General features: G+C 63.9%; 9 protein-coding genes. All 9 read right to left on the bottom strand.

Annotated features, from left to right (window positions below):
• Positions 1-88 precede the first annotated feature (88 nt).
• The 9 genes from JWS14_RS38955 to JWS14_RS38915 all read right to left on the bottom strand — a co-directional run bounded on the left by JWS14_RS38955 (position 89) and on the right by JWS14_RS38915 (position 13,982).
• Positions 89-1,168 (bottom strand): LLM class flavin-dependent oxidoreductase, encoded by a 1,080-nt coding sequence (locus JWS14_RS38955; RefSeq protein ID WP_206015556.1) that lies wholly within the window; start codon positions 1,166-1,168, stop codon positions 89-91.
• Positions 1,169-1,558: 390 nt separating this feature from the next.
• Positions 1,559-1,894, bottom strand: coding sequence for a RidA family protein (locus JWS14_RS38950; RefSeq protein WP_241031590.1), 336 nt, complete (start codon positions 1,892-1,894; stop codon positions 1,559-1,561).
• An 89-nt stretch (positions 1,895-1,983) separates the two neighbouring features.
• A complete protein-coding gene (locus tag JWS14_RS38945) occupies positions 1,984-3,156 on the bottom strand; it encodes an LLM class flavin-dependent oxidoreductase (RefSeq protein ID WP_206015554.1) in 1,173 nt (390 codons plus the stop codon).
• A gap of 1,177 nt (positions 3,157-4,333) precedes the next feature.
• Positions 4,334-6,691 carry an ATP-binding protein gene (locus JWS14_RS38940; protein WP_206015553.1) on the bottom strand — a complete coding sequence of 786 codons (2,358 nt, stop codon included), beginning with the start codon at positions 6,689-6,691 and terminating at the stop codon, positions 4,334-4,336.
• Positions 6,692-7,105: 414 nt separating this feature from the next.
• Positions 7,106-8,371, bottom strand: coding sequence for a bifunctional 3,4-dihydroxy-2-butanone-4-phosphate synthase/GTP cyclohydrolase II (locus tag JWS14_RS38935; protein ID WP_206015552.1), 1,266 nt, complete (start codon positions 8,369-8,371; stop codon positions 7,106-7,108).
• Between the two features lie 63 nt (positions 8,372-8,434).
• Positions 8,435-9,619 carry a thiolase family protein gene (locus JWS14_RS38930; protein ID WP_206015551.1) on the bottom strand — a complete coding sequence of 395 codons (1,185 nt, stop codon included), beginning with the start codon at positions 9,617-9,619 and terminating at the stop codon, positions 8,435-8,437.
• Between the two features lie 31 nt (positions 9,620-9,650).
• Positions 9,651-11,063: an aldehyde dehydrogenase family protein gene (locus tag JWS14_RS38925; protein WP_259376111.1), complete on the bottom strand. Its 1,413-nt coding sequence runs from the start codon at positions 11,061-11,063 to the stop codon at positions 9,651-9,653.
• Between the two features lie 147 nt (positions 11,064-11,210).
• Entirely contained in the window at positions 11,211-12,332 is a 1,122-nt protein-coding gene (locus JWS14_RS38920) for an LLM class flavin-dependent oxidoreductase (RefSeq protein WP_206015550.1), read from the bottom strand.
• 129 nt (positions 12,333-12,461) lie between these two features.
• Positions 12,462-13,982, bottom strand: coding sequence for a GMC family oxidoreductase (locus JWS14_RS38915; RefSeq protein ID WP_206015549.1), 1,521 nt, complete (start codon positions 13,980-13,982; stop codon positions 12,462-12,464).
• Between the last annotated feature and the right edge of the window lie 140 nt (positions 13,983-14,122).

Raw genomic sequence — 14,122 nt, 5'->3', positions numbered from 1 at the left:
ACGAGGGAAGGTGCCGTCCTAAGCCGCCACACAGCCTGGCCAGTGCATGTGGCGGCCCGTATTTGGGAGCTCGAGGCGCGGGTAAGGCTCAGGCGTTCTGCAGCGCCTGCACCGCCGTAAAGTTCTTCATCAGCGGGAACACCTCACGACCCATCCGCTTGATGTCCTCCACGTAGTCCGGGAAGATCAGCATGTATCCAGCGACGTCGAGTTCGGCCCACTCGTCGAGCTGGCGCGCGATGCTCTCCGGGGAGCCGGTGATGAAATCTGTCGAAAACTGTACGAATCCCTTGGCGTCCACCCCGGCGAGGATCTCTGAGGTGCCGCCCTTGGCGGAATCGGTGGATGCCTGCCCGATCATGTACTCCATCACACCCCGATCCGGGCTGTCGATGTAGCTCTGCAGTTTTGCTTCCGCTTCCTCGTCGGTGTCAGCGAGGACAACACCCAATGCCACAAACGGCCGGATGGTCCGCCCCGCGTTCTCCATCTGCTCGTTGAACCTGCCCACGACCTCCTCGAGGGCGTCTACGCCTCCCCAGGCCAGGCGGAACGAGTAGTCGGCGTACTTCGTGGTGAATGCGATGGCGTCGTCCGAGGCGCCGGCGCACACGATGTTCACGTGATTGTCTGGCTTCGGGCCCATCCGCAGATCGTCATACTGGAAGTGCTTGCCCTTGAAGTTTGAGACGCCGTTCTCCCAGAGCTCGCGCACCACCTGGCAGTACTCACCCGCGTACTCCCAGCGGTAGTTGTTGTACTCATAGCCGGGCCACACTTTCATGACCTCGAGCTCGCGGGGGTGCCAGCCGCCGGGAACGATGTTGAGTGAGAAACGTCCCTCGCTGATCTGGTCGATCGTCACCGCCATCCGCGCCGCGATCGCCGGATGGATCGCCAGAATATTCACAGAGCCAATCAGCTTCATCGTCGTCGTGTCCCGGGCAAGGGCAGCCATCTGTGTCATCGACTCCAGTGCGTCGTCCCAAAACCCCGTCGTACCCCCGTGCCCGCGCAGCGCCGACAACGACAGGGCAAACGAGAACCCGTTTTCCTCACCCGCCTGGATGATCTCCCTCATGTGCGAGTACGTCGGCGAATACTGTGGAGCAGCCTCAGAAATGATGTAGCCATTCCGAGCACTGGGAATGAAAATACCGAACTCCATCGCAGGTGTTCCTCTCTTTGGCGACCCGCCTTCTCACGGATCGGTCGAATAATGCGCGGAGCCTCTGATTCGAGGGCAATCCGACTAGGACAAGACTTCGGATTCGGGCGTCCTGGGCAGGACGGTGTTAGTGGGGACGGGGAGCTGTTGTCGCCGTCATGTCGCGCCGTGGTCGTCGCAGAACCCTGCAGGAAGCATGTACAGCTTCAGCGTGCAGTTTGGGCACCGTGCTGACTTCGGCGGCGGCTCTCTTTCGGCGCGGGCTCTTCCTGTGCTTGTGCAGATTTTGTCTGTTCCGGTCGAGCGGTCTCACCGATGACTTCACGGTCGAGTCGTGCGTCGGGTCGACGACGTGTCGGTCGCACAGCCCGACATTTTCTTCGCGCGGTTCTACCGCTGGTTCCGTGAACGGATCGCGACGGCGTCGATCTCGACGCGGCAGTCGCCGGCGATACCGACGACGAGCGTCGTGCGCGCCGGGTACGGGCCTTCCCCGAAGACCTCGGTGTACGCGGTCCAGAACTCCTTGCGGTACGAATCGTCGGCCAGGTAACAGGTCGTCTTCACCACGTCCCGCAGCGTGCAGCCGCCAGTCTCGAGGATCCCCTGGATCTCTTCCAGCGCGATCTTCGTCTCGTTCGCGATGGTGTCGGCCTCCGGCTTACGGCGCAGCGTCTCCAGATCCAGTGCCATGCCGCCGCAGAACACGTAGTCCTTGGTCGCCACACCCGGATTCATTCCGAACCGAGGGTAAGAAAGGTCTCCGGGGTTGAGGTATTCCGTCATTGTTGTTCCTTCCGTGAGGGCTTCGTCGATCACTGCGCAGTCGCGAGCGTGGAGTCGAGCTTGCGCACCTCAGGCATGACGTCGGCCGCGAACAACTCTAGGGAACGATCAACCTCGTCATGTGCCACACCGGGAAAGCCCATCTGCAGCAACCAATTCTGAATTCCATGCGACCTGGTCAGCCGGGTCATCTTCTCGGTCACACTCGCCGCGGACCCGATCATCAGGTGATCGCGCTCCATCAGCAGATCGAACGGATCCATCTCTTTGAACCGCGGATCCTCCGGATCTTCGTCGGCGTCGAGCCACACCCCGATGCCACGGACCCGGCACACGAACTCGAAGAACTCCACCACACTCGCCTCGGTGACCCGGCGCGCCTGCTCATCGGTCTCGGCGACGTAGCACAGTCGCAGCACCCCGACATCCTCCCCCAGGTCCGGCGTCGTGCCCGTGACCGCCGCCTTCTCGTCCCGATAGAGGTCGAGCAGATTGCGCAGCACCTGACCGGTCGGATACCAGGTAATCGGCTTGAGACCCTTCTGCGCCGCACCACGGAACCCCTCCACCGACTCGGTCACGGCGAACAGCGGCGGCATCGGCTGTTGGAACGGCTGCGGCGTCATCCCGAACGCCTTCAGGTAGCCCTGCTCGTCGACCCAGCCCTCCGGCATCGGCGCCCCTGGCGAGTGAATGAACTTCGTCCGCGGCTCCGGGAACGTGTACCGCTCTCCCGACCAACTGAACAGATCCTCCGTCCAGATCCTGCGGACGATCTCCAGGTTCTCCTCGAAGATCGCCCGGCTGTTGTCCGAACCATTCCACCGACTCGCCGCAGGATTGAGGTTCATCACCTCGATCGGCAGAATTCCCCGACCGAACGCCACATCCAACCGGCCCTCGCTGAAGTGATCGAGCAGCGCAAGATCCTCCGCCACCCTCAGCGGATGCCACAACGTCAGCGACACCGCAGCCATCCCGAACCGGATCCGGTTCGTCCGAGCGGCCAGATCAGTCGCCAGCATGATCGGATTCGGGCTCGCATCCGTTCCATCGGTGTCGAAATGATGCTCGCCCAACCAAATCCGGTCGAACCCCAACTCGTCCGCCATCACGGCATGACGCCGCGTCGCCTCCAGCACCTCATGCCAGGACAACTCGCCCGAACGGTTTGTCAACGCATACAGCAGATCGATTTTCATTTCACTCCAAGTTCATTGGCTCTCGCCGATATTTCAGGCAAGGACCGTGTTGCATTTCCAAGCCCGTACCCGAAGGCTGACCTCGGGGCCCAACCATTCAGGTGATGCCCATCACATGAGAATCGCTGCAGCCACGCCTTGGTGCCAGCGGGAAATTACCTATCCGCTACCTATTGGCCGTACCCACGTACTACGTAGGTGGAGATGGTGAGGGTGGGTGCCCTGGTATGCCCAGGTCGCCGGCTGGTCGGCAGCGGCCACCCGCCCATGTCAGTTCTATGGTCCCCTTCCTGGGACGCGGGCGCATGCGGGAAGATCGGGTGCGGTCTCTCACCGAGGTCGATCATTCTTGGCGCCGGTGAGCCCGAATATCGGTTTGATCCGGGGAGCCGATGGTGGGGCCGCGTTGTTGCCATGACCACGAGGGTCCACCTATTGTCTGTACCTGTTCGGTTCCTGCGGGCGGCCGCGTTCATGCAATCGGTTTTGTGGGAACGATTTTCGTCATCGATGGGTCGCCGATGTCGAACTGTTCGTGGAACGGGTCGCGGCGCTGGATCTCGGCAAGGCCGTTCTCGAGGCGTGTGTGCGGGTGCCGCACCCACAAGCGGCCCGGTAGGCGAATGCCGGAGCTGCGCGGTTACCGCACGGCCACCGCACGTTGTTGGTGATGGTGGCCTGGTTGCGGCACTGGCACGTGCGGCGGGTGGTGATGGAATCCACCTGCACCTACTGGAAGGGCGTGTACTAACTTGCCGAAGCCGAGTGCTTTGACTGCTGGCTGGTCAACGACAGTCGACGGCAAGCCCGGACGGACCCTCGGGGCGACTCTCACGTCCTGCGCGGCCGGCTGGCACCCCGCACACCGGCACTTCGGACCAGCCACTTCCCTCGGACCAGCCACGGGCCACTTTGCCGCCGGACATGCGCCCTCACTTGACCAGAGAGACGCCGTCTAGATCGCGGGCCTCTGGATCTGGACAGCCATTCGAGTAGGTGCACGAAAGCCGGCGACCGGCACGCGGACAGTTTCCTATGTCCACGAGTGACCTCTGTGGTCGCACAGGGTGCGGACATGGTGCCGCTGTCAGCGCGTCAATTGGGATCACCAAAGACGCGCACTCGCCGTGCGGACGGTCCGTTCTCGGATCAGCCCCAGCTCGGACGAGAACGTGGCTCAGCGGCCGGGTTTCTGTTCGTGGACCCACGCGGCAAGTTGCGTACGCGAGGTGAAGCCGAGTTTGACGAGAGAGTGCTCGACGTGACCTTCGACGGTGCGTTGGGAAATTACAAGCCGGTCGGCAATTGCCCTGTTACTCAGTCCTTCGGCGACCAGCTCAGCCACTTGTTGCTCGCGTCGGGTGAGGCTGAGGGCCTCGCCACTCGTCGCGGGCACCTCGGTCCGCGTTTCTTCACCCAAGGCGTAGGCAACCGCCGCGTCCGCGCTCAGCGCTGCGCCTCGCTTCATTGCGGCCTCAAATGCTCTTTCACCGAGAGAGGTTCGAGCGTGCTGCCGAGACTTCTCGTGCAAAGTGGCAGTGTTTGTCAGAGCGGGTGCGCGACCACCGGTAGCGCTGAACAGCACGTCCGCAGCGCCCAGCAGCACCGTGGACCGTTCCGGCCTCTGTTCGACGTCGGTCCACGCAAATTGCTCGAGCGCCCAGGCGTAGCTCAGCTGACTTCCCACCATCCGGGACAGCCGCAGACCGTCCTCGAGGAGCGCGGTTCCACGCTCACGTTCTCCGTGCTGCCACATCGCGAAACCATAGTCACACAGCGCCATTGCTCGCCATATTCTTTCTTCCCGCGACTCGGTGAGCGCGATGAGCTCCTCGTAGCTCTCTGTAGCTCGCTGGATGTCGCCGGTCATCTCGAAGGCGAGCGCCAGCCAGACCAGTGCCGGCACCAGCTGGTTGAGATCGTCTTCGGGACGGAAGACGTTGATCGCGTTCTCGAGGCTGGCGATACCTGTCCGAAGCTCTCCGTTGGAGACGGCGAGGCACCCCTCCGCGAAGGCGACCAACGCATCGAGGTCGGCATCCCCGACCCGGGCAGCCAGCAGTCGTGCCTGGTCCGTCGATACGGTGCCGGCGGCAACGTCGCCCTGCAACGCGGCCAGCATGCTGCTGGTGCACAAAGCCTCGATCCGGTCGAAGGGTTGCTGATCTTCCTGACTCGTGAGTGCACGATCGAGCCAGTGACGGCCTTCGCTGAACAACCCTCGCACGAACCAGAATTGATACATCGCGGTGACGATGCGCATGCCCGCTTCTGCCTCGCCGTCCTCGCTGAGGCAGAACTCTATCGCGTCGCGCAGATTCGGCTGCTCACGCTCCAGTCTGGCGATCCACTCCACCTGCAGTGGACCGATCCATTCGGTCTTCGCGCGGAGCACGAGTTGCTCGTACCAATCTCTATGCCTTTTTCGAAGCTCCCAGTATCCGCCGGCTTCGTGTAGTTTCTCTCGTCCGTATTCACGAATCGTGTCCAGCAGTCGATACCGCACCACCGAGCCGACCTCGTCGCGGATCAAGACCGACTTATCGATCAGAGACGTGAGCAGATCGAGTAACTCTCCGTCAGGCGGGTCCGCGGCGAGGACCCCCTCGGCAGCGTCGAGCTCAAAACCACCGGCGAACACCGCCAGCCGAGCCCATAACCACTGTTCCTGCGACGAGCACAGGTCATAGCTCCAGTCGATGCACAACCTCAAGGTCTGCTGCCTCGTCGGTGTTCCTCTGCCGCCTAGAGTGAGAAGTCGGAGTCTGTCGCCGAGGCGCTCCCTTATCTGCTCGACCGACATCGCCCGCAATCGTGCCGCCGCCAGTTCGATCGGCAAGGGCAGGCCTTCCAGACGCCGGCAGATTTCAGCCACCGTGCCCATGTTGTCCTCGGTGAGCCTGAAACCCGGCACTGCGGCACCCGCACGCTGCTCGAACAGGGTCACCGCGTCATATCGGGAAATCTCGCGTAGCGTCGCCGTCGATCGCGTCAGCTCCGGCAGCGACAGCGGGGGTACTCGAACCACCACTTCCCCACGAATGTCGAGAGACGCACGGCTCGTGGCGAGGATTTGGACACCCGGGCACGTCCGCAGTACGACCTGTGCAACACCTGCAACTGCCTCGACTAGATGCTCGCAATTGTCCAGGACTAACAGGATCCTTTTTTCCGCCAGCTGTTCGGTGAGCACAGTCATGGGCGGCCGGACGGAGTGATCCTGTAAACCCAGCGCACCCGACACAGCCTGTCCGAGCAGGTCCCCGTCGTGTAGTTCACCCAGTTCGACGAACCAGACACCGTCGTCGTATGTCCTGCGCGAGACGTCGCCGATCCGCAGGGCGAGCCGGGTCTTGCCCACGCCGCCGGCGCCGATGAGAGTTACCAGCCGCGATCCGGACAGCAGTTGGCGGGTGTCTGCCAGCTCATGCCGACGGCCGACGAAGCTGGTCAGGTCCAGTGGAAGATTTCCGGATTTGCCTCGCCTCGACTTGGCATGCACTCCGATGTGCGCGGGGGGCTCATTTTCGGGCATGGCCGCATCCATTATCGAACCGGCACATTACGGAGGAGGCTGAATTGACGGGCGCGTCCGATGCGCCGAGCCGATCAGCCAATCCGAAAGAAGTCGGCCGTACAGTCATGCGCCACCTCTTGACAAATCGTGCCCGCTATACGATGTACGTTCTACAGCCTGGTGACGGCGAGTTCAACTCCACTGGCCCGCTCGACTGCGGGCGTCACCGCGGTGATGGCCAGTCCCGCGAGATTCACGCGTCGCCCCGGTCGTCGGATGCAGCGAGGGAGTTCCCTCGTGAACGGACTATCCGTTCCGATTCCAACGGTCGGCTAGCAGTCCGATTTCACGGCGGGCGTTCCGACCCGATCGAGCAAGCACGCAGCGCACCCGGCCGACGTTTTCCTTTGCTGTGACGAGCCGGGCTATTGCTCAGCCGAAGGCGGTGATGCTGTGCTCCCACGCAGGTGTCGCCGGCGGGCACAGGTCGGGGAGGTCGTGCCCCATCCGGTCCCGTTTGGTCTGCAGGTAGCCCAGATTGTGGCCGTTCGGCCGCGGCATCAGCGGTACACGTGCGACCACCTCGATGCCCGCATCCTGCAGACACGTCACCTTCTGCGGATTGTTCGTCAGCAATCGCACAGACCCGATACCCAGGTCCCGCACGATCTGCGCAGCCGTACCGTAGTGCCGGGCGTCGACGGGCAGACCGAGATCCAGATTTGCATCGACGGTGTCCCGGCCGAAGTCCTGCAGACTGTAGGCCTGCAGCTTCGCCGCCAACCCGATGCCGCGCCCCTCGTGCCCGCGCAGATAGATCACCACACCGCGGCCCTCGCACCGGATCCGCTCCATCGCCTCGGTCAGTTGCGGCCCACAATCGCAGCGACACGATCCGAAGACGTCACCGGTCAGGCACTCCGAATGCACTCTTGTCAGCACCGGGCCGGCATCGGAGATGTCGCCGTGCACCAGCGCGATGTGCTCGGTGCCGTCGGTTTCCACGCGATATCCGAAGGCAGTGAAGTCGCCGTGCCGTGTCGGCAGCCGGGTCGCGGCGACTCTCTCCACGAGTAACTCGTGCCGGCGCCGGTATCCCACCAGGCTGTCGATGGAGATCATCGCCAGACCGTGGGTGTCGGCGAAGTCCCGTAGGTCAGGAGCCCGTTTCATGGTGCCGTCGTCGTTGACGACTTCCACCAGCACACCGGCCGGGGCCAACCCCGCCATCGTGGCCAGATCCACTGCGGCCTCGGTATGGCCGCGCCGCACCAACACCCCGCCCTCGCGGTAGCGGAGCGGGAATACGTGACCGGGCCGCGTCAGGTCCGAGGGCACCGAGCCCGCATCGGAAAGGACCCGAGCCGTCCGTGCCCGATCGGCCGCAGAGATCCCCGTGCTCACACCGTCGGCCGCGTCCACTGACACCGTGTACGCCGTGCGCATTCGGTCCTGGTTGTGCGGTGTCATCAACGGAATGTCCAGCCGGTCGAGCATCTGAGGCGCCATCGGCACACAGATCACCCCACTGGAATACCGAATGGTGAACGCCATCAGCTCCGGTGTGGCCTTCTCCGCGGCGAAGATGATGTCACCCTCGTTCTCCCGGTCCTCGTCGTCGACGACCACGACCGCCTTACCGGCCGCGATGTCGGCGATCGCCCGCTCCACACTGTCCAGACGGACTCTGTCGCTCATGGGAGTGCTCCTGCCTTCTCAATGGGAGGGGCGGGACGCTCTAAGAAGGGCGTCCCGCACCCGTCAATCTCTTTCCAGAATGAGTGCGTTTGCCATGCCGCCCGCCTCGCATACCGTCTGCAACCCGCGTCGCTGGTCGGCGTCCTCCATCGCGTGCAACATCGTTGTCAGCAACCGGCAACCAGTCGCTCCGAGCGGATGACCGAGCGCGATCGCTCCCCCTCGCGGATTCAGGCGGTCGATGTCGACCTCGAGATCCGACTGCCACGCCAGCGGCACCGAGGCGAAGGCCTCGTTGACCTCGAAGTGATCGATCTGATCGATGCCCAGACCGGTCCGGGCCAGAATCTCCCGTGTCGCCGCGATCGGCGCCGTCAGCATCATCAACGGATCGTCACCGCAGGCGTAGAAGGACCGGAGTCGGGCTCGGGGATGCCAGCCCATTCGTCTGGCTGCCCGTTCGCTGGCGATCAGCACCGCGCTGGCACCGTCGGTCAATTGGGACGAGTTCGCCGGTGTGACGTGCCATCGCAATTCCGGGAACCGGTCGGCGTGCGCCTCGGTGCGGAAGGATGGTGTCAGCGCCCCGATCGAGTCGAGGGTGGTACCGGGACGAATGGTCTCGTCCCGGTTCACCGTCTCATCCGTGGCCGGCACGCGAATGGGCACGATCTCGCGCACGAAAGCACCTGAGGAGTCCGCCCGTGTTGCGAGTTGATGTGAACGCGCGGCGAACTCGTCGAGTTGTTTCCGGTCGAGATTCCACCGGTGCGCGATGAGTTCGGCTGCGACACCCTGGGGTAGCAGTCCCGGAGCGTACCGCTCGTTCACCGAGGGACCGTAGATGTCAGCACCCTGACGATTCGATCCCATCGGCACACGGCTCATCGACTCGACGCCGGCCGCGATCACGATGTCGTAGGACCCCGCCATCACGCCTTGCGCCGCGAACTGCAACGCCTGCTGACCGGAGCCGCACTTGCGCTCGATGGTCACGGACGGCACCTGTTCCGGCAGCCCCGCCGCCAGCCACGCCATCCGCCCGATGTTGCCGGACTGCTCGGACGACTGCGTGACACACCCGACCAGAAGATCGTCGACCTCGCCGGGATCCACCGCCGTTCGCTCCACCAGCGCGGAAACCACCTGCGCCAGCAACTCGACCGGATGAACACCGGCCAGTGCGCCAGCCGGGCGGGCTCGGCCCATCGGCGACCGGACCGCGTCGATGACGACCGCGGAGTTCATGTCGCGCTCCCACCGGTGCGCCGCATGGTGCTCACCATCGGGTAACGACCAACTTCTGATCGGTGAAGAAATCCAACGGCGCCGCACCACACACATGCAGGTCACCGTAGAACGAGGCACCGTACCCTCCCATCGTCACATTCGCCGGCGGCGCCGGAAACGCATTGATCCCGACATTGCCGGCCCGGACACCACGCTCGAACTCCGCCGCCACCGCACCAGAGCTGGTGAACACCGCTGCAGCGTTACCGAACTCGGTGTCATTCGACAACGCGATCGCCTCCGCGAGCGTGTCCACCCGATGCACATTGATCACCGGACCGAACAACTCCCGACCCTCCACCCCGTGCCGCGGATCCAAATCGGCAACGATGGTCGGCCCGATGAAATAGCCGTTCTCCGACCCCGCCCCACCCACCGGCTTCACGTTCCGACCATCGAGAACGAACGTCGCACCCAGATCCTGCGCCTCCCCCAACGCCGCCAGAATCCGCTCCTTGCTCTCGGCGCTGACGACCGGGCCCATCGTCACACCCTCGTCCATACCGTCGCCGACCACCAACTGATCGGCCAACGCCACCACACGGTCCATCAGATCGCCGTAGACGTCACCGACCACCACCACCCGACTCCCCGCCAGGCAACGCTGACCCGCCATCCCATAGGACGAGGACACGATCCCGGCCGCCGCCTTGTCGAGATCCGCATCCGGGGCCACCACGATCGGATTCTTCGCACCACCGTTGGCCTGCACCCGCTTCCCGGCCGCTGCCGCCGCCCCGTAGATCGCCCGCGCCGTCGGCGATGACGTGATGCACGACACCGCCGCCACCGACGGGTGGGCGATCAGGTGCTTGACCACATCCGCCCGGCCGTGCACCAAGTTCAGCACCCCATCCGGCAGACCCGCCTGCTGCAGCAACCGAATCGCCGCGGTGGACGCGAGCGGATCCTGCTCGGACGCCTTGATGATCAACGCATTACCGGTGACCAGAGCCCACGCCGAGAACTGCACCGTGTTCATCACCGGGAAGTTCGACGGCGTCACCGCCACACACACCCCCAACGGCTCCCGCACCCGCCGCGCATCCACACCAGTGGTGACGTTCACCGCGTCGCTGTGATACAGCATCGGAGCGGCAATCGCCGTCTCCAAGAAATCAACAGCCCGCCCCACCTCACCGCGCGCCTCATCCAACGTCTTACCCTGATCGATCGTGATCGTGCGCGCCAACGACTCGACATTGTCCTCGAGGATCACCTTCATCCGATACAAGAACCGCACCCGCTCCGACAACGGCCGCGAACCCCACTCGGCGAACGCGCGAGACGCAGCCACCACGGCCGCCTCCGCATCCTCGATCGTCGCCGGCACCAACTCCGTAATCACCTGCCCCGTCGCAGGATTGAACACATCGATGGCATCCGTCCCCGACCCCGGCACCCACCGACCACCAATCAAACACGCAGCCGTCAAATCCACATCGGTGATTGTCACTATTCAAACCCTCACTACTCGAAAATCGTTGGTAGGTGCCGCCGACTCGACGAACACGTATGGACGGTTCGGCCCCGAGAAGCCGATGAGTTGCTATGACGTCGGCGTCAGTGTTCGGTCGACACCGTAGGTAACACCGAGTTCGCCGCCCACATCGTGGGCTTTGAGGCGCGGAAGCACCTCGGAGGCGAGCAGTTCGAAGTTTCGGGATGACACTTCGGGCGCCATGCCGCCGAAGGACGGTGCGATCAGGACCCCGCCCGCGTCCAGTCGATCGACATACTCGAGAATCCGGTCGACGACCTGATCCGGCGTTCCCCACACCTGGAGATCGGCGAGGAAGTCACAGAAGCCGTCGACTCCGTGCTTCTCGATGTTGCGGCTCAGCCCGGCGTAGTACTCGTAACCCTCAATTTTCGCGAAGCCGACGTTGTCGAATTCGTAGTGCTCGACGGTCGACTCGGCGTATCGCCGGAGGTAGACATCTCGCATCTGCCGGGCCTCGGCTTCTGTCTCTCCTACTCCGACGAAGACGCAGATAATCGGCTTGGCCGGCTCCTCGCCGTTGATCTCGAGGTAGCGGGCGCGGTAGTCGCGCATCTCGGCTTCGGCTTTGTGCCAGGGCTTCTGTGCGATGACCATGAGTCCGACCTGCAGACTTGCCATGAGGTCGATTGATTGCGGAGACACCGCCGATGCGAAGGTGCGACCGCGGAACGACGCGTACGGCGCGGGGCGCAGGTCCATGGCCGGCTGTTTGTACAGTTCGCCGTCGGCCTCGATGACTCCGGACTCGAGACCGTTCAGGATCGCTTCGGCATACTCCGCGAAGAGCCTGCGAGACTTGCCCATCTCCACCCGGAAGCCGTCGAACTCCACCCGGCCGAGACCTCGGCCTATGCCGAGCATCGAGCGGCCGCCCGAGAGATGGTCGAGCAGGATGAAGTTCTCAGCGGTTCGAACCGGGTCTTGCCAGGGAAGAACGGACACCATCGTCCCCAGCTTGACCGTCGACGTCTTGGCCGCGAGCCACGAGAGGAACTGCGGGACATCGGGCGTCATGCCGTAAGCAGTGAAGTGATGTTCCGGCGTCCATACCGAATCGAATCCGGCGGACTCTGCCCGCACCGCGAGATCCAGCTCGTTGCGGTAGGTCTCCGCGTCCGAGACGTTTCCGTCGATGTTCTGAAATACGAGAGTGATGCCGGTGTGCATCTCTCCTCCTTCGTCGAGTAGTGCGATCGGTCCTACCGACCGGTTGGTACGTAGTGTAGCGACCGAAACCTCGGGGCGCCAGAGGCAAATCACCGTCGAATCAGCTGATTCGTGGGACCGCGCCCGGAATCACCCCGCGGGTCTGCCGCACAGCAGATCGGCGGCCTTCTCACCGATCATCACGGTCGCAGCATTCGTGTTGCACGAGACGATGCTCGGCATGACCGACGCATCTGCGACGCGCAACCCGTCGACGCCGCGCACCCGAAGGTGCGGATCGACCACCGCCGTCGCGTCAGTGCCCATGCGACAGGTTCCCGAAAGGTGAAAGAAGCTGCTGATACTGTCGTGTATCGCCTTCTCCAACTCCGGGCGGTCGAGGCGAAGTAGTGCGGGGGCGTCGGAAGTGCCACCCCATTCGTCGAATGCGCTCGTCTCGGCGAGTGTGTTCACCACCTCGATTCCGGCGATGAGCTGTTCGATGTCGTACGGGTCGCTGAGGTATTTCGGATCGATCAGCAGCGGCGCCTCCGGGTCGGACGACGCCAGGCGAATGCTTCCGCGGCTTCGCGGGCGCATGTGCCCGATCCCGAAGGTGAAACTGTTCGCGGCTGGCCGTTGCCACGGCGTGTGGTAATCGACCTGGATCTGCACGATTTGCAGCTCCGGCCGGGTCTGAGACGGGTTCGTCTTCGCGAACAGCGTCGACTCGGCGTAGTTGCCACTCGGTGGGGGCAGCTGTCGATCCGCGCGCATCCGGACTCCCGCCAGCAGGATGTGGTCCTGCAGGTTCAGGCCGACCTCCGGCGAATCGATCACCGGTTGCACGCCGACCGACTCGAGGTCTCGGACCGGTCCGACGCCCGAATGCAGCAGCAGCCGCACGGAATCGACTGCACCGGCGCACAAGACAACCTCGCCCGCCGCCGCGGGCCGGATCGAGTGACCGTCCCAGGCGTACTCCACCCCGCGACAGCGATCGCCCACGATGACGAGGCGTCGACAGATCGCCCCAGTGCGAACTGTCAGATTTGTCCGGCCGAGCGCCGGCCTGAGGTAGGCGCTCGCGGTGCTCTGTCGCCGGTTCCCACTGATCAGCAGCTCATGGCACGCTGCCCCGAGTAACTCGCCACTGTTGAGGTCTGCTGCGACGGCGTGCTGCGCCTGCCGCGCGGCCTCGACGTGGGCGAGTGACAACGGGTGGGGCGAGTCGATCGGCCGCGGCGCCAGTGGTCCGCCCCGACCCCGGAATCGGGGGTCGCCATCGGGGACGTCCTCGGAGCGCATGAAGTAGGGCAACACCGAGTCGTAGTCCCAACCCTCAGCGCCCTCCGCAGCCCACGAGTCGTAGTCGACTCGGTGTCCCCGCAGGTGCGCCATGACGTTGATCGAGCCCGAGCCGCCCAGGACCTTGCCGCGGGTCGCGGGGACCGTCCGCCCGAGAGCCTTCTGCGGAACCGTCGCGTAGTTCCAATCCAGCTCGCTGCCAGCCAAACTCGGCCAGGCACCTGGGTTCTCGATGTCTGGTCGTCGCTCGGAGCCGCCGGCCTCCAGGAGCAGGACCCGGACCTCGGGATCCTCGGTGAGTCGCGCAGCAATGATGCACCCGGCGGTTCCGCCGCCGACGACGATGTAGTCGTAGGTGTCCATGATGCTCTACCGCCCGACCCCGACCGGCTGCACCGCGCCCGCCATCACGGTATTCGCGTTCGGAACTTCACCGAGTAGTGTTGCTGGCATGATCCAATCCTCAATGTCGTACGGATAGAAAGGTTCTCATCGTTCTCAAG

This window comes from Rhodococcus koreensis (assembly GCF_017068375.1).
Taxonomy (GTDB): domain Bacteria; phylum Actinomycetota; class Actinomycetes; order Mycobacteriales; family Mycobacteriaceae; genus Rhodococcus_F; species Rhodococcus_F koreensis.
This window is presented reverse-complemented; position numbering and strand designations above follow the sequence as displayed.